The following is a 14,287-nucleotide window of genomic DNA, read 5'->3' on the forward strand; positions in this document are numbered from 1 at the left end:
AAAAATGATGTAAAGTCGTTTCAATATGTACTTTTTCTCTACCAAGGTTATTCTTCTTTTGTTATTACTTTAATTTTTTTTGGAGGATGATTCGATGGAATTAATCCTTTATCTGAAACTTTTTTTCGGATAGTTGATTCCAATTTCATCTTTACTACTTTGGAACGATTATCCACATATTCAGCAGTAAGCTTTAATATTTCTTGATTTAAATTTGCTATTCGCATCACTTTTCTGTCCGCTCTATGCGAACTTCCAATCATGATTAAAAATAAAATCACTACAAAAACAATAATTTGCCAATTTCTAATAGAATCTTTACTTACAAGAAACTTTACTTTTAAGAAATCATAAATTTTTTGTTTTAATAATTGCATCATGATTACATACGTTTTGCGATTCTTAATTTGGCACTTCTAGCTCTATTATTTAGTTTTATTTCTTCATTTGCCGGAACAATCATCTTTCCTACTTTTTTGAAAGGAACACTTATATTTCCGTAAAAATCTTTTTCAGGTTCTCCTTCAAACATTCCATTTCTTATAAATCGTTTTACTAAACGATCTTCCAAAGAATGATATGAAATAATACTTAATCGTCCATTTTTTTCTAACAAATCTGTTGTTTGTAATAAAAATTCTTTTAGAACTTCTAATTCTTGATTTACTTCAATACGAATTGCTTGATAAATTTGTGCTAAAATTTTATGAGCTTTTGCTTCTGGTAAAAATTGTTTTAAAGCTTCCTTTAACTGAAAACTTGTTTTAATTGGCGATTCTTCTCGAACTTCCACAATTTTTTTTGCAATTGCTCTCGAATTTCGCAATTCACCATATTGAAATAAAATATTTGCTATTTCTTCTTCTTCGTAATTATTTACGATTTCATACGCTGAAAGTCCATCACTTTGATTCATTCTCATATCCAACTCTCCGTCAAATCTTGTTGAAAATCCTCTTTCAGCAGCATCAAATTGATGCGATGAAACTCCTAAATCTCCAAGTATGCCATCCACTTTTTGAACTCCATAAAATCGTAAAAAACGACTTATAAATCTGAAATTCTGCGGAATTAATGTAAATCTTTCGTCTTCAATAACATTTCTCTGTGCATCTTCATCTTGATCAAAAGCGTATAATTTTCCGTTTTCTCCAAGTCTACTCAAAATTTCTCTTGAGTGCCCTCCCCCACCAAATGTCACATCTACATAAATTCCATCTGGTTTTATATCTAATCCATCAACACTTTCTTTCAACAACACAGGGTTATGATATTCCATCTTCAATATTATTTAAATTTCCCATGACTTCTTCAGCAAGTGCTGCAAAGTCATCAACTGTATTTTCAATTGTTTTTTCATAAGCATCTTTTGACCAAATTTCAATAATATTAATCGCAGATGCTTGGACTATTTCTTTTGTAATTCCGGAATATTGTTGCAAATCTTTAGGGATAAGTAACCTTCCTGAACCGTCTAATTCAATCATTTTCACACCGGCTGTAAAGCTTCTAATAAAGTCATTATTCTTCTTTACAAATCGGTTTAAACTGTTTATTTTTGTCATCATCTTGTTCCACTCATCTATTGGGTAAAGTTCTAAACAAGACTGAAACACAGACCTTTTCAACACAAAGCCTTTATGCAAAACAGCGTCGAGTTGTTTCTTTAATGGAGCGGACAGCATAATCCTACCTTTAGCATCCATTTTCCCTTCATATGTCCCAATTAGATTCAACATTGATAATGTTTGCTTTAATCATCAAAAGTAACAATAATTTACCACTTTTTCCCACAATAAACCACTTTGTTGATAACTTTTATGAGTTTTTTTTAATTTTTAGTTAAAAAGTTGATAACCAAAATCTTAAAACTTAAATTGAAGAGTATTTATATATAGTTTTAAAAAAATATGTTTTTATCATAAAAAAGCTATATTTGTGCTTGCTTTAAACCCAAATATTGATGAGCTATAAACTAATAAAAGAAGATAAATTCAGTTATATAGAAATTGGTGAAGGACAACCTATCGTTGTACTACATGGTTTGATGGGAACATTAAGTAATTTTGATGGTGTTTTAGACTATTTTCCTAAAAAAGGATATAAGTTATTAGTGCCTGAATTACCAATTTATTCATTATCACTAATCAAAACAAATGTCAAAAATTTAGCAAAATTTGTTAAAGAATTTATCGATCATAAAGAACTTGAAAATGTCATCCTTTTAGGAAACTCTTTAGGAGGACATATTGCTTTATATTTCACAAAATTATATCAGGATAGAGTAAAAGCATTAATTCTTACAGGAAGCTCAGGATTATACGAAAATTCTATGGGCGATACTTACCCGAAACGTGGTGATTATGACTTCATTAAAAAGAAAGCACAAGATGTTTTCTATGATCCAGAAGTTGCTACAAAAGAGATTGTTGATGATGTTTTTGAAACAGTAAATAATAGAAATAAAGTAATCAAAACTTTAGCTATTGCAAAAAGTGCAATTCGTCATAACATGGCCAAAGATCTTCCAAATATTACAATTCCTGTTTGTTTAATTTGGGGAAAAAATGATACTGTAACACCTCCTGAAGTTGCAGATGAATTTCATGAATTATTACCTAATTCCGACTTGTATTGGATTGACAAATGTGGTCATGCTGCAATGATGGAATTACCTGATACATTTAATGAAATTCTAGATAGTTGGTTTACTAAAAGAAACATCTAATTTTATGAAAATTACTAAAAGCGAATTTGTTATAAGCAATACTGATGTAAGTAAATGCCCGAAAGACGCTATTCCAGAATATGCTTTTATTGGTCGTTCAAATGTTGGAAAATCTTCTTTAATCAATATGATTACAGGAAGAACTAGTCTTGCAAAAACTTCTAGTACACCTGGAAAAACACAATTAATCAATCATTTTAAAATTAATGATAATTGGTTTTTAGTGGATTTACCTGGATATGGTTATGCACAAGTTTCTAAATCAAAAAGACAAACATTTCAAAAATTTATAAAAGATTACTTTTTACAAAGAGAACAATTAGTTTGCTCTTTTGTTTTAGTAGATTCTCGTCATGCTCCACAAAAAATTGATGTAGAATTTATGCAATGGCTTGGTGAAAATGGAATTCCGTTTGGAATTATTTTTACAAAAGCTGACAAATTAAAATCTTCTCAATTGAATAAAAATATTCAATCGTATAAAAAAGAATTATTAAAAACTTGGGAAGAACTTCCTATTAATTTTGTCACTTCTTCTGCTCATAAAAAAGGTGGAGAAGAATTATTACAATTTATCGACTCTGTAAATCAGGATGTCAAAGATAATTTTAAATAAAAATGGCATCTACAAAGGAAAATTTACAAGTTATCTATGAAGATAATCATATCATTGTCGTAAATAAAAAAGTTGGTGATATCGTTCAAGGTGATAAAACTGGTGATACTCCTCTTAGCGACATTGTAAAACAATATATTAAAGAAAAGTACAACAAACCTGGAAATGTTTTTCTAGGTGTTGTACATCGCTTGGATCGACCAACAACTGGAATTGTGGTCTTTGCAAGAACTTCTAAAGCTTTGGAGCGAATGAATAAAATGTTCCGCGAACATAAAGTTCAAAAAACATATTGGGCAATTGTTCGAAATGAACCTCCAAAATCTAAAGATACTTTAACTCATTACTTAAAGAAAAATCCAAAAAACAATAAAGCTTCTCATTTTATTAAACATGTGGAAGGTAGTAAAAAAGCTATTTTACATTATGAAGTTTTAAAGAAATTAGAGAATTATTATTTAGTCCAAGTTTTATTGGAAACAGGAAGACATCATCAAATTCGTTGTCAACTTTCTGCAATTAATTGTCCGATAAAAGGTGATTTAAAATATGGATTTAAAAGAAGTAATAAAAATGCAGGAATTCATCTTCATTCTAGATTTATAGAATTTACACATCCTGTTTCAAAAGAAAAAATTTCACTTACAGCAGATTTACCAAATGATCCTGTTTGGAATGCTTGTAATTAAAAAATAAAAAAACTCTCAGCAAATCACTGAGAGTTTTTTCATCTATAAATTTATTTACTTCTTATGAAAGGAACATCTTTACCAATTGGAAAGTTCCAATAATAAATAAAATTGCTCCAATTCCTTTATTTAAATATTTGGAAATATTCTGTACTTTATTTTGAATTAAAACACTCAATTTTCCATATAAGAATAAAGCTAAAAATTTTCCTACATATACACCAATAAAGAATAAAATTAATTCATGAATTGGACGCATTATATTAATATGTAACCATTCTTTACTTTCTACAAATGTAAAGGCGAATAACCAAAAAACTAAAACTGGCGGATTTAATAATGCTAATAAAAACCCTTTTACAGCATTGGAAAATGATGGATGTTTTGCGTTTTCATCTTTTTCTTTCTGTTCTTTCTTCACAAAAAATAAAGCAGAACCTACTAAAACTAAAACAACTGCAATAATTACATTGATAATTTGATTTTTACTTATAAAATCATTTACATACATGCTACAATGTAGTGCAAAAAATGATAAAATTATTTCTGCAAAAGCTGCGGCAATTACAATTTTCATCGCAGAAATTAAATTATATCGAATCGTGGTGTGCACAACTGATAAATTTACAGTTCCTAAAGGTAGAGCTCCTAAAAAAGCAAGGGAGACTCCAAAAAATAAATATAAAAACCCAATCATAATCCTAAACTCAGTTATTTCATTTCAATGTCTTCTAATTAGTAGTATTTCTAAGTGTTCATTACAAAAGTAAGACGGTTTTTTCTAAAAAAAACCAAAAAGATTCATAAACAACTCTTTTATCTTAATTTACTTTCCGAATTCTTTAACACATAAGACGATTCACTTTAAAATTTGTTTCATTTATTCTTAAATTTTTACTTTCAAACTGTGCTTTTTTCTTAATTCATCTTTATTTGATAAAACTTTTTCTAATTTAAAAGATTAAGTGTTTTCATTGGAATAGAAATTTGTAGAAAATCTTATCTTTGACATTCCAAATAAAACAGATGAAACCAGTAGAGTTAATTAAACAGCCTATTTTAAAAGAGATGGAGCTCTTTGAAGACAAATTCAAAGAAGCAATGCAGACGAAAGTTCCCCTATTAAATCGTATTACACATTATATAATTAGAAGAAAAGGGAAACAAATGCGACCAATGTTTGTTTTTTTAGTTGCCAAAATGGTTTCAAATGGTGATTTTAAAGAAAGAACATATAGAGGAGCATCTATTATCGAATTAATTCATACAGCAACTTTAGTTCATGATGATGTTGTGGATGATAGTAATAGAAGACGTGGATTTTTCTCTATTAATGCACTTTGGAAAAATAAAATTGCTGTTCTTGTTGGAGATTTTCTTCTTTCTAAAGGTTTATTACTTTCTATTGATAATGATGATTTTGATGTTTTAAAACTTATTTCTATCGCTGTAAGAGAAATGAGTGAAGGAGAATTATTACAAATTGAAAAAGCTCGTAGATTAGATATTACTGAAGATGTTTATTTCGAAATTATTCGTCAGAAAACTGCAACTTTAATTGCTGCTTGTTGTGGAATTGGAGCTGCTTCAGTAGATGCTTCTAAAGAGGAAATCGAAAAAATGAGATTATTTGGTGAATATGTTGGGATTGCTTTCCAAATCAAAGATGATTTATTTGATTATGGTGAAGAAAAAATTGGAAAACCAACAGGTATTGATATTAAAGAACAAAAAATGACATTACCTTTAATTCATACTTTAAATACTTGCTCAGATGAACACAGAAAATGGTTGATTAAATCAGTAAAAAAACATAATCATAATAAGAAACGAGTTAAAGAAGTCATCAAATTTGTAAAAGAAAATGGTGGAATGGAATATACGATTGCAAAAATGAATGAATACCATCAAAAAGCAATGGATATTTTAGAAACATATCCAGAATCTGAATACAAAACTTCTTTAAAAACGATGGTTAATTATGTAATCGAAAGAAAAAAATAGTTTGAGAATTTCTCAAACTATTTCTATTTTATAAAACGATATAATCTTCTGTTTTATCTACTTTTTCTAATAAATTCAAAATATCTTCTGGAGGTGTTGTAAGTTTTCTTTTTGTCAAATCTAACCAAGCTCCTGTAACAATCAATTCGGCTGCTACTACTCCATTTGGTTTAATGATATGATGTTTAAATTTGAATTTATCTCCTTTTTCAGACATTCCAGCTAAAGTAACTGTAACTGTAATATCTTCTCCTAAATTTATTTCTCTAAAGAAATTTGTTTCTTCACGAAATAAAATTGGCCCAAGACTCATTTTGTTTAATTTTAAAATATCAAAACCATTTTCCATCAAGAAACGAACTCTTGCTTCGGCTGCATAATCATTATATGCAGAATGTCTCATATGTCTATTTGGGTCAAAATCTGACCATTTACTTTTAAACGAATATTGTAATTTCATCTTTTTTATTTTACATCTAAAATATCTCTCAAACTATTTCCAATCATCATAAATGCCATCACTAAAGACATTATTGCAATTCCTGGAACTATTGCCAAATATGGTTTTCCTAGAATAATATAATTATAATGATCTTTAATCATTCCTCCCCAAGAAGGTGTCGGAGGTTGTGCACCAATTCCAAGAAAACTCAATCCGCTTTCTACAAGAATTGCCGCGGCAAAATTTGCCGCAGAAATCACGATAATTGGTCCGATAATATTTGGTAAGATATGTTTAATTATAATTCTAATATCTGAATACCCTAAAACTCTTGCAGCTTGAATATATTGCATTTCTTTTACACTCATGACTTGTCCACGAACAACTCTTGCAACTTCAACCCACATCGTTAATCCAACAGCGATAAAAACTTGCCAATAACCTTTTCCTAGTCCTAATGTAATTGCAATTACTAATAATAAAGTCGGAATTGACCATGTTACATTGATAATCCACATAATTGCAGCATCTATTTTCTTTCCATAGAACCCAGCTATTGCTCCAATCGGAATTCCAATTAATAAAGAAATAAACACAGCGATAAATCCAATGAAAAAAGAAATTCTTGCTCCAATAATCATTCTACTTAATAAATCTCTTCCGTATTTATCAGTTCCTAAATAAAATGTTTTTTGAAATAAATTTTGTTTTAAATCTCCTTTCCAAAGGGAAATTGGAAAGACTTTTTCCTGAGCCATTTCTGGATTTACTGCATATTCTTTAATAAAAATACTATCTTTTTTTATTTGATAACTAGAAATAGCCAATTCTGAAGCTGTTGTTTTTTTTCCATGAAGTAATGTTTCAAAAAAACCTGTTTCTTGTTTTTGTGTTTCTGGAAATTTTAAAATTTCAACTGTAAAACCCGGTTTTTTAGAATGTATTTCTAAATGCATTGCATTCGCATTGGAAGAATTATCTGGAGCAATTACATATGCAAAAACAGCAATAAAAAATAGGATGATAATCCAACTTAAACTAAAAACTCCAAGTAATTGAGTTCTCATTACTTGGAGCATTTTATTTTTATATTTTTTCACCAAAATAACAAAATCTAATTTTGCACTAATTTAGGTGATTTTACTTTAAGTTTTTCTAATACTTTTAAAGCTTCATCAACATAAACATCTTCTGCTAAGTTTTTATGCCAAACTTTTCTTTTCTTCTCTAAAAGAGAATCTACTGCAATTAAAGGCAATTCATACGTTGGTGATTTGAAAACTAAATCTGTTTTAAAATCTTTGATTCCATCAAACTTTTTACCTTCTTCATCTCTTTTTTCGATGTCTTTTTTATACACATCATAATTTAAATATGCAGTATTATCATCTTGAATTTGCTTTAACCATTTCGCATTTTCATTAATTAAATTGAAATAAGTATTTGCATTAATTTCCTTTTGGCTTTCTTTAATTACATTTTCATAATTTTCATATCCATTCCAAATACTATAAGTTGCTTTCTCAATCATATCCCAAGGAAGTGGATTTTCTTGTTCTCTTTCTCCAATCTCCATATATTCATATCTGTCTGGAATCACAATGTCAGAACTAACTCCTCTTAATTGCGTAGAACCTCCGTTAATTCTATAGAATTTTTGAATTGTAATTTTTAAATCTCCTAAAGGTTTTGGATATTTATATAAATCATTTAAAGAAGTTAATGTTTGTACAGTTCCCTTTCCAAAAGTTTGTTTACTTCCAACAATTACAGCTCTTTTATAATCTTGCATTGCAGCAGCTAAAATTTCCGAAGCAGAAGCGGATAATTCGTTAACTAAAATTACTAATGGACCATCCCAAATAATTTTATTACTCTTATCTGATTTTACATCTGCATCTCTTCCTCTATATTTTACTTGCACAACTGGACCTTTATCAATAAATAATCCTGCAATATCAATTGCTGTAGATAAAGAACCTCCTCCATTATTTCTTAAATCGATAATTAATCCTTTTACTCCTTGTGCTTTCAGATTTTCCACTTCTTGCTTCATATCTGTTGCAGCAGTTCTAGCTTCTTTCTCTTTAAAATCAATGTAGAATTTAGGTAATTTAATCAATCCATAAAGATTTCCTCCTTTTTCTACAGTAGATGATTTAGCAAAAGTTTCTTCTAATTCAACTTCATCACGAATAATTGGAATTACATTGATACTTCCATCAATTTTCTTTACAGTTAAACGAACTTCTGTTCCTTTTTTACCTTTAATATATTCAATCGCATTATCCAAACGCATTCCAACAATATCAATTGGTTCTTCATTTGATTGCCCAACTTTTAAAATTATATCACCAACTTCTAATTTTCCATCTCTCCAAGCTGGACCACCAGAAATTAATTCCACAACTTTTGTATAATCTCCCTCTTTACTTAATCTTGCACCAATTCCTTCAAAAGTTCCAGACATATCTACATCAAATCTTTCTTTATTTTTTGGTGTAAAATAATTTGTATGCGGATCAAAAACCGCTGTCATACTATTTAAATAAGTAGAAAACCACTGTGCATCATCAATATCTCCCCAAAGCTCATAAAATCTTTCCATGTTCTTTTGAACATCTTCACGAGCTTCTTTTTCTAAATCCGTAAAAGATTTCTTTTTAAATTCTTCTCCATCTTTTTCTTTTGCTTTTTGAATTTCTTCTTTATCATACAAAGATGCCAAAGCGCTTGCTTTTAATTGCTTTTCCCAAATCTTATAAACACCATCTTTTCCTTTTCCAAAAGGCGCATTTTCATAATCTAAATCTAACGTTTCATTCTTTGAAAAATCAAATGGATTTGCTAAAATATCTTTATAATATTCTTTCGCTTCAGAAACTCTTTGTTTATATCTACTATAAACTAATTTGTAAAATGATAAATCTTCATTTTTAATCTGATCATCTAAATGTGTTTTATACATCGAAAATTCATCTACGTCTTCTTGTGTAAAATATCTTTTCGACGGATCAAGATTCGTGATAAAGTTATCGTATAAAGCAATCGAAAAATCATTATCGATTCTATGTGGTTCATAATGATATCTTTCTAAAATAAGTCGGATTAAACCAATCTTTAAACGATCTTCCTCATTCTGATCATTTATTTTTTTTATCTGGAAACCAAATAAAATTCCTGCCAATAAAATTATTGGTATAATGATTTTATAATTTCGCCTCATAAATTTGATGATTTTGTGCATTAAAATAGTCTTTTGAACTAAAGTATAAAATTAGCGTCAATACTATTATAGATTAGTAAAAAATATGTTAAAATGTAATGTTTCAAAGGTACATAAAAATATTTTTTTTCATATTTAACAACTATACCTATTTTAAATTTCATTTTTTATTTATTATTAAAATTGTCGTTAAATTCTAAACAAGTTTTCAATAATTCATTATTATTTTCAATTTTCAAATCTTCAAAAATCAAACCATTTTATTAAACATTAAAAATCAATATTTTAACACTACAATTTTCATAGTTTTCACACTAACAAGCTTCCGTTTTTGGTTTATTTTATTTTTAATTTATGCGTTTTTCATTTATTTTTAAACATAAAACGCTCTTTTTAAAACTCATTTATTCCAAATTTCTTTTCTAAATTTCATAATTATGCCTATTTTTTAAAATATATTTTTATTTTACATCATTAAATTAATTAGCTTTGTTCTAATTAAAAAAAGCATTTTTGATGAAAGAAAGACCTCTAATTTTGGTAACAAATGATGATGGAATTACAGCTCCTGGTATTCGTAATTTAATTGAAATTATGAACGAAATCGGAGATGTAATCGTGGTTGCTCCCGATAGCCCACAAAGCGGAATGGGACACGCAATTACACTTGATTCTACACTAAGTTGCCAAAAAGTAGTTATTGATGACGGACCACAAACAGAATACAAAATTTCAGGAACTCCAGCCGATTGCGTTAAAATGGCAAAAAGCGAACTTTTAAAAAGAAAACCTGACTTGTGCGTTTCTGGAATCAATCATGGTACAAATTCATCTGTAAATATTATCTATTCTGGTACAATGAGTGCTGCTATCGAAGCAGGAATCGAAGGAATTCCAGCAATTGGTTTTTCTTATTTAGATCATTCTTGGAATGCCGATTTTTCGAAACTAAAAAGTGCTGTAAAACAAATTGCTCTTAATGTTTTAGAAAATAATGTACCTGAAGGAATCGTTTTAAACGTAAATTTTCCAAAAGTTGAATCAGATTTTAAAGGAGTTAAAATTTGCCGACAAGCCAGAGCTAACTGGGAAGAAAAATTTGATAAAAGAGTAAACCCACAAGGAAAAGAATATTATTGGCTTACTGGAAAATTTGTAAACATGGACAAAGGTGAAGATACTGATGAATGGGCTTTGGCAAATGGATATATCTCAATTGTTCCTGTGCAATTTGATTTAACAGCACATCACTTTATACAAAACTTAAATACTTGGGATTTTTAAAATGAATATGAAAAAAGAAATAACAATCGGATTTTTTTCAGGAATTATTGCAACAGCAGTAGGTCTGTTTTTATACTTACAACTATTTTTTAGCGGAGAATTTACAAATTCTCTTCAAAGAATTCTTGAAGAAGGTTTGTTTGGAAAAGTTATCAGCTTAGCTGCCATCGCAAACCTTATTGTGTTTTTTATTTTTATCAAAAAAAATAAAGATTATAGAGCTAGAGGTGTTTTATTGGCAACAATTGTTATCGCAGCTTTAACAATGATTTTTAAATTTTTATAATAGATGAAATATTATATAATTGCAGGAGAAGCTTCAGGTGATTTACACGGATCTAATTTGATGAAAAGCATCTTAAAAAATGATCCAGAAGCAGAGTTCCGAATTTGGGGAGGAGATTTAATGCAAAGCGTTGGAGGAACTTTGGTAAAACATTACCGAGATCTTGCTTTTATGGGATTTATCGAAGTTCTAATGAATCTACGTACAATTCTAAAAAACATCAAATTTTGTAAAACTGATATTTTAGAATACAAACCTGATACAATTATTTTCATCGATTATCCTGGTTTTAATATGCGAATTGCTGAATTTGCTAAAAATCATGGAATCCGAACGGATTATTATATTTCCCCACAAATTTGGGCTTGGAAAGAAGGAAGAATCAAAAAAATCAAACGTGATGTAGATCAAATGTATGTGATTCTACCTTTTGAAAAAGATTTTTATGAGAAAAAACATAATTTCCCTGTACAATTTGTTGGACATCCATTAATTGATGCAATTGCAGATAGAAAACAAGTGGATGATAAAACTTTTCGTGAAGAAAATAATCTTGATCTTGAAAAACCAATCATCGCTTTGCTTCCTGGAAGTAGAAAACAAGAAATTACAAATATGTTGGAAGTGATGCTTTCTGTTACAGAAAAGTTTACTGATTATGAATTTGTAATTGCTGGAGCTCCAAGTCAAGATTTTAGTTTTTATAAACAATTTATTTCTAAAGACAATGTGAAGTTTATCAGCAATAAAACCTACGATTTACTTTCACTTTCTTATGCTGCTTTGGTTACTTCTGGAACTGCTACTTTGGAAACTGCTTTATTTAAAGTTCCTGAAATTGTTTGTTATAAAACAAGTAACATTTCTTATCAAATTGCAAAAAGATTAATCAATTTAAAATTTATTTCTTTGGTTAATTTAATTATGGATAAAGAAATTGTGGTAGAATTAATTCAAGGAGAATTTAATACAAAACGTCTTACTTCTGAATTAGAAAAAATCTTAACAACTGAAAAACGTGAAGAAATTTTTGAAAACTATTACGATTTAGAAGAAAAATTAGGCGGAAAAGGAGCTTCTGAAAATACTGCCAAATTAATTATCGAAAACATTTAAAAAGCATAAATATTTATTCTATATGAAAGAAATTTCTGTCGCACAAATTTCCGAATTAAAATATCTTGATCTTTTAGCCAAACAAGTTGTTGAAGGTTTTATCACTGGAATGCACAAAAGTCCGTTTCATGGATTTTCTGTTGAATTTGCTGAACATAAACTGTATAACAAAGGAGAAAGCACAAGACATATTGATTGGAAATTATTTGCAAAAACAGAAAAGCTTTATACAAAAAGATATGAGGAAGAAACGAATCTTCGTTGCCATATAATTGTGGATAATTCAGCTTCGATGCATTTTCCTGATATTAAAAATCCAAACATCCAAAACTTAAATAAAATTAGTTTTTCAGCCATTGCTGCTGCTGCTCTGACAGAAATTTTAAAAAGACAACGTGATGCTGTTGGATTAAGTATTTATAGTGATAAATATGATTATTATGCTCCAGAAAAAGGAAGTGAACGTCATCGAAGAATGTTATTGACAGAACTTTCTAATATGATTTCTAAGAAATCTACTTCTAAAACGGATACCTATAAATATTTACATCAAATTGCAGAAAATATTCATAGAAGATCTTTGATTTTTCTTTTTACAGATATGTTTCAAGTGGATAAAAATCAAGAAGAATTATTTGAAGCTCTTCGTCATTTAAAATATAACAAGCACGAATTAGTACTTTTTCATACTTATGACGGAAATTTAGAATATAATTTTGATTTTGATAATAAGCCTAAGAAATTCGTAGATGTAGAAACTGGTGAATCGATTAATTTATTCGCTGAAAATGTCAAAGATTCTTATAAAGAATTAATAGACAAATACTTTCAAGAGTTAAAAATGACTTGTATGAAGTATAAAATTGATTACATTCCTGTAGATATTCATAAAGGTTTTGAACAGATTCTAATCTCTTACTTGATTAGTAGAAAAAAAATGTTATAATTTTTTTTCAAAAGCCTTGCAAAAATAAAAAAAGCTTGTATATTTGCACCGCAATCAAGCAAACGGTCTGGTAGTTCAGCTGGTTAGAATACATGCCTGTCACGCATGGGGTCGCGGGTTCGAGTCCCGTCCAGACCGCGAAAAGCTTCTCAATTTTTGAGGAGCTTTTTTTTGTTTAAAGTTTTAAATATTACTTTTTCAATAAACAATTTATCTCTACTTCAAACTCTCTAAATACTCTAAAACTTGCTTTTTATAACTTGCTCCGATTGGTAATTCTTTATCATTTATTTCGATATCATTAGTTGTAAAAGCAGTTATTTTCGCACAATTCACAATATAAGAACGATGAATTCTCAGAAAACGATGACTTTCTAATTTTTGTTCAATATCACTGATTTTATACTTTGAAACAATTCTTTTTGAGTCTGTGTACACAGAAATATAATCTTTTAAACTTTCGATATAAGAAATTGTTTGTACAGGAACTTTATGGTATTTATTTCCTGATTTTAACAAGACAAAATCTTCTTCTGTTTTATTTTCTTGTGGAATAATTTGTGAAGAAACAGGTGTTGAAAGACGATAAAATTTTTCTATTGATTGAAAAAATCTTTGGAAAGTAATTGGCTTTAATAAATAATCTACAACTTCCAATTCATAACTCTCAATTGCATAATCTCGATAAGCTGTTGTAAAAATTGTTTTTGGCGGATTTTTTAAAGAACGTAAAAAATCAACTCCAGTAATATTCGGCATTTGTATATCCAAAAACAGTAAATCTATTTCTTTTGTCTGCAAAATTTCAAATGCTTTCATCGCATTATTACAAGTTGCAACAACTTCCAGATTTTCTAATTGTGAAATATGATTTTCAATCAAACGAATCGCTAAAGGTTCGTCATCAACAATTAAACATTTTATCATTTTTTTCTATTTATTTTATGTTT

General features: G+C 28.6%; 16 protein-coding genes and 1 tRNA gene. 9 read left to right on the plus strand and 8 right to left on the minus strand.

Annotation, left to right across the window (positions count from 1 at the left end):
• Positions 1-47: 47 nt before the first annotated feature.
• Genes I1A51_RS02045 through mraZ form a run of 3 tightly spaced genes read right to left on the minus strand, consistent with a single transcriptional unit; the run spans position 48 to position 1,739 of the window.
• Positions 48-380 carry an FtsL-like putative cell division protein gene (locus I1A51_RS02045; protein WP_231373935.1) on the minus strand — a complete coding sequence of 111 codons (333 nt, stop codon included), beginning with the start codon at positions 378-380 and terminating at the stop codon, positions 48-50.
• 2 nt (positions 381-382) lie between these two features.
• Positions 383-1,279 (minus strand): 16S rRNA (cytosine(1402)-N(4))-methyltransferase RsmH, encoded by an 897-nt coding sequence (rsmH, locus tag I1A51_RS02050; protein ID WP_196890706.1) that lies wholly within the window; start codon positions 1,277-1,279, stop codon positions 383-385.
• Positions 1,266-1,739, minus strand: coding sequence for a division/cell wall cluster transcriptional repressor MraZ (mraZ, locus tag I1A51_RS02055; protein WP_196890707.1), 474 nt, complete (start codon positions 1,737-1,739; stop codon positions 1,266-1,268). Before mraZ ends, rsmH begins: the two co-directional genes overlap by 14 nt.
• A gap of 224 nt (positions 1,740-1,963) precedes the next feature.
• Here mraZ and I1A51_RS02060 point away from each other — a divergent pair, with 224 nt between their 5' ends.
• Genes I1A51_RS02060 through I1A51_RS02070 form a run of 3 tightly spaced genes read left to right on the plus strand, consistent with a single transcriptional unit; the run spans position 1,964 to position 4,033 of the window.
• Positions 1,964-2,728 (plus strand): alpha/beta fold hydrolase, encoded by a 765-nt coding sequence (locus I1A51_RS02060; RefSeq protein ID WP_196890708.1) that lies wholly within the window; start codon positions 1,964-1,966, stop codon positions 2,726-2,728.
• A gap of 4 nt (positions 2,729-2,732) precedes the next feature.
• Positions 2,733-3,344 (plus strand): ribosome biogenesis GTP-binding protein YihA/YsxC, encoded by a 612-nt coding sequence (yihA, locus tag I1A51_RS02065; protein ID WP_196890709.1) that lies wholly within the window; start codon positions 2,733-2,735, stop codon positions 3,342-3,344.
• Between the two features lie 2 nt (positions 3,345-3,346).
• Positions 3,347-4,033, plus strand: coding sequence for an RluA family pseudouridine synthase (locus tag I1A51_RS02070; RefSeq protein ID WP_196890710.1), 687 nt, complete (start codon positions 3,347-3,349; stop codon positions 4,031-4,033).
• Between the two features lie 61 nt (positions 4,034-4,094).
• Here the strand turns inward: I1A51_RS02070 and I1A51_RS02075 are convergent, their stop codons facing one another.
• On the minus strand, positions 4,095-4,730 hold the full coding sequence (locus I1A51_RS02075) for a LysE family transporter (RefSeq protein ID WP_196890711.1): 636 nt from the start codon (positions 4,728-4,730) through the stop codon (positions 4,095-4,097).
• Between the two features lie 329 nt (positions 4,731-5,059).
• On the opposite strand from I1A51_RS02075, the gene I1A51_RS02080 reads away from it, so the two are divergent.
• Complete coding sequence (locus tag I1A51_RS02080) at positions 5,060-6,037, plus strand: polyprenyl synthetase family protein (RefSeq protein ID WP_196890712.1); 978 nt, start codon at positions 5,060-5,062, stop codon at positions 6,035-6,037.
• 28 nt (positions 6,038-6,065) lie between these two features.
• Here I1A51_RS02080 and I1A51_RS02085 read toward each other — a convergent pair whose 3' ends face one another.
• From I1A51_RS02085 to I1A51_RS02095, 3 genes are read right to left on the minus strand one after another with little or no spacing between them, the layout of a single operon-like run.
• Entirely contained in the window at positions 6,066-6,497 is a 432-nt protein-coding gene (locus I1A51_RS02085; RefSeq protein WP_196890713.1) for an acyl-CoA thioesterase, read from the minus strand.
• A gap of 5 nt (positions 6,498-6,502) precedes the next feature.
• Complete coding sequence (locus I1A51_RS02090; RefSeq protein WP_231373936.1) at positions 6,503-7,546, minus strand: ABC transporter permease; 1,044 nt, start codon at positions 7,544-7,546, stop codon at positions 6,503-6,505.
• A 47-nt stretch (positions 7,547-7,593) separates the two neighbouring features.
• A complete protein-coding gene (locus tag I1A51_RS02095; RefSeq protein WP_231373937.1) occupies positions 7,594-9,726 on the minus strand; it encodes a carboxy terminal-processing peptidase in 2,133 nt (710 codons plus the stop codon).
• Between the two features lie 495 nt (positions 9,727-10,221).
• Between I1A51_RS02095 and surE the strand changes: the two genes are divergently transcribed.
• The 5 genes from surE (at position 10,222) to I1A51_RS02120 (ending at position 13,475) form a co-directional block, all read left to right on the plus strand.
• A complete protein-coding gene (gene surE / locus I1A51_RS02100) occupies positions 10,222-10,989 on the plus strand; it encodes a 5'/3'-nucleotidase SurE (RefSeq protein WP_196890715.1) in 768 nt (255 codons plus the stop codon).
• Positions 10,990-10,996: 7 nt separating this feature from the next.
• Positions 10,997-11,275 (plus strand): hypothetical protein, encoded by a 279-nt coding sequence (locus tag I1A51_RS02105; protein WP_196890716.1) that lies wholly within the window; start codon positions 10,997-10,999, stop codon positions 11,273-11,275.
• Between the two features lie 3 nt (positions 11,276-11,278).
• A complete protein-coding gene (gene lpxB / locus I1A51_RS02110) occupies positions 11,279-12,391 on the plus strand; it encodes a lipid-A-disaccharide synthase (RefSeq protein WP_196890717.1) in 1,113 nt (370 codons plus the stop codon).
• A 22-nt stretch (positions 12,392-12,413) separates the two neighbouring features.
• A complete protein-coding gene (locus tag I1A51_RS02115; protein WP_196890718.1) occupies positions 12,414-13,337 on the plus strand; it encodes a DUF58 domain-containing protein in 924 nt (307 codons plus the stop codon).
• Between the two features lie 64 nt (positions 13,338-13,401).
• Positions 13,402-13,475, plus strand: a tRNA-Asp gene (locus I1A51_RS02120).
• A gap of 78 nt (positions 13,476-13,553) precedes the next feature.
• On the opposite strand, the gene I1A51_RS02125 is transcribed toward I1A51_RS02120, so the two are convergent.
• Positions 13,554-14,264: a LytR/AlgR family response regulator transcription factor gene (locus I1A51_RS02125; RefSeq protein ID WP_196890719.1), complete on the minus strand. Its 711-nt coding sequence runs from the start codon at positions 14,262-14,264 to the stop codon at positions 13,554-13,556.
• Positions 14,265-14,287 lie beyond the last annotated feature (23 nt).

The sequence above is a fragment of the Aureivirga marina genome, assembly GCF_015767265.1.
GTDB lineage: Bacteria > Bacteroidota > Bacteroidia > Flavobacteriales > Flavobacteriaceae > Aureivirga > Aureivirga marina.

Coding starts and splice junctions, on each gene's coding strand:
- I1A51_RS02045 (WP_231373935.1), bottom strand. CDS start 380: ATGATGCAATTATTAAAACAAAAAATTTATGATTTCTTAAAAGTAAAG.
- rsmH (WP_196890706.1), bottom strand. CDS start 1,279: ATGGAATATCATAACCCTGTGTTGTTGAAAGAAAGTGTTGATGGATTA.
- mraZ (WP_196890707.1), bottom strand. CDS start 1,739: ATGTTGAATCTAATTGGGACATATGAAGGGAAAATGGATGCTAAAGGT.
- I1A51_RS02060 (WP_196890708.1), top strand. CDS start 1,964: ATGAGCTATAAACTAATAAAAGAAGATAAATTCAGTTATATAGAAATT.
- yihA (WP_196890709.1), top strand. CDS start 2,733: ATGAAAATTACTAAAAGCGAATTTGTTATAAGCAATACTGATGTAAGT.
- I1A51_RS02070 (WP_196890710.1), top strand. CDS start 3,347: ATGGCATCTACAAAGGAAAATTTACAAGTTATCTATGAAGATAATCAT.
- I1A51_RS02075 (WP_196890711.1), bottom strand. CDS start 4,730: ATGATTGGGTTTTTATATTTATTTTTTGGAGTCTCCCTTGCTTTTTTA.
- I1A51_RS02080 (WP_196890712.1), top strand. CDS start 5,060: ATGAAACCAGTAGAGTTAATTAAACAGCCTATTTTAAAAGAGATGGAG.
- I1A51_RS02085 (WP_196890713.1), bottom strand. CDS start 6,497: ATGAAATTACAATATTCGTTTAAAAGTAAATGGTCAGATTTTGACCCA.
- I1A51_RS02090 (WP_231373936.1), bottom strand. CDS start 7,546: ATGAGAACTCAATTACTTGGAGTTTTTAGTTTAAGTTGGATTATCATC.
- I1A51_RS02095 (WP_231373937.1), bottom strand. CDS start 9,726: ATGCACAAAATCATCAAATTTATGAGGCGAAATTATAAAATCATTATA.
- surE (WP_196890715.1), top strand. CDS start 10,222: ATGAAAGAAAGACCTCTAATTTTGGTAACAAATGATGATGGAATTACA.
- I1A51_RS02105 (WP_196890716.1), top strand. CDS start 10,997: ATGAAAAAAGAAATAACAATCGGATTTTTTTCAGGAATTATTGCAACA.
- lpxB (WP_196890717.1), top strand. CDS start 11,279: ATGAAATATTATATAATTGCAGGAGAAGCTTCAGGTGATTTACACGGA.
- I1A51_RS02115 (WP_196890718.1), top strand. CDS start 12,414: ATGAAAGAAATTTCTGTCGCACAAATTTCCGAATTAAAATATCTTGAT.
- I1A51_RS02125 (WP_196890719.1), bottom strand. CDS start 14,264: ATGATAAAATGTTTAATTGTTGATGACGAACCTTTAGCGATTCGTTTG.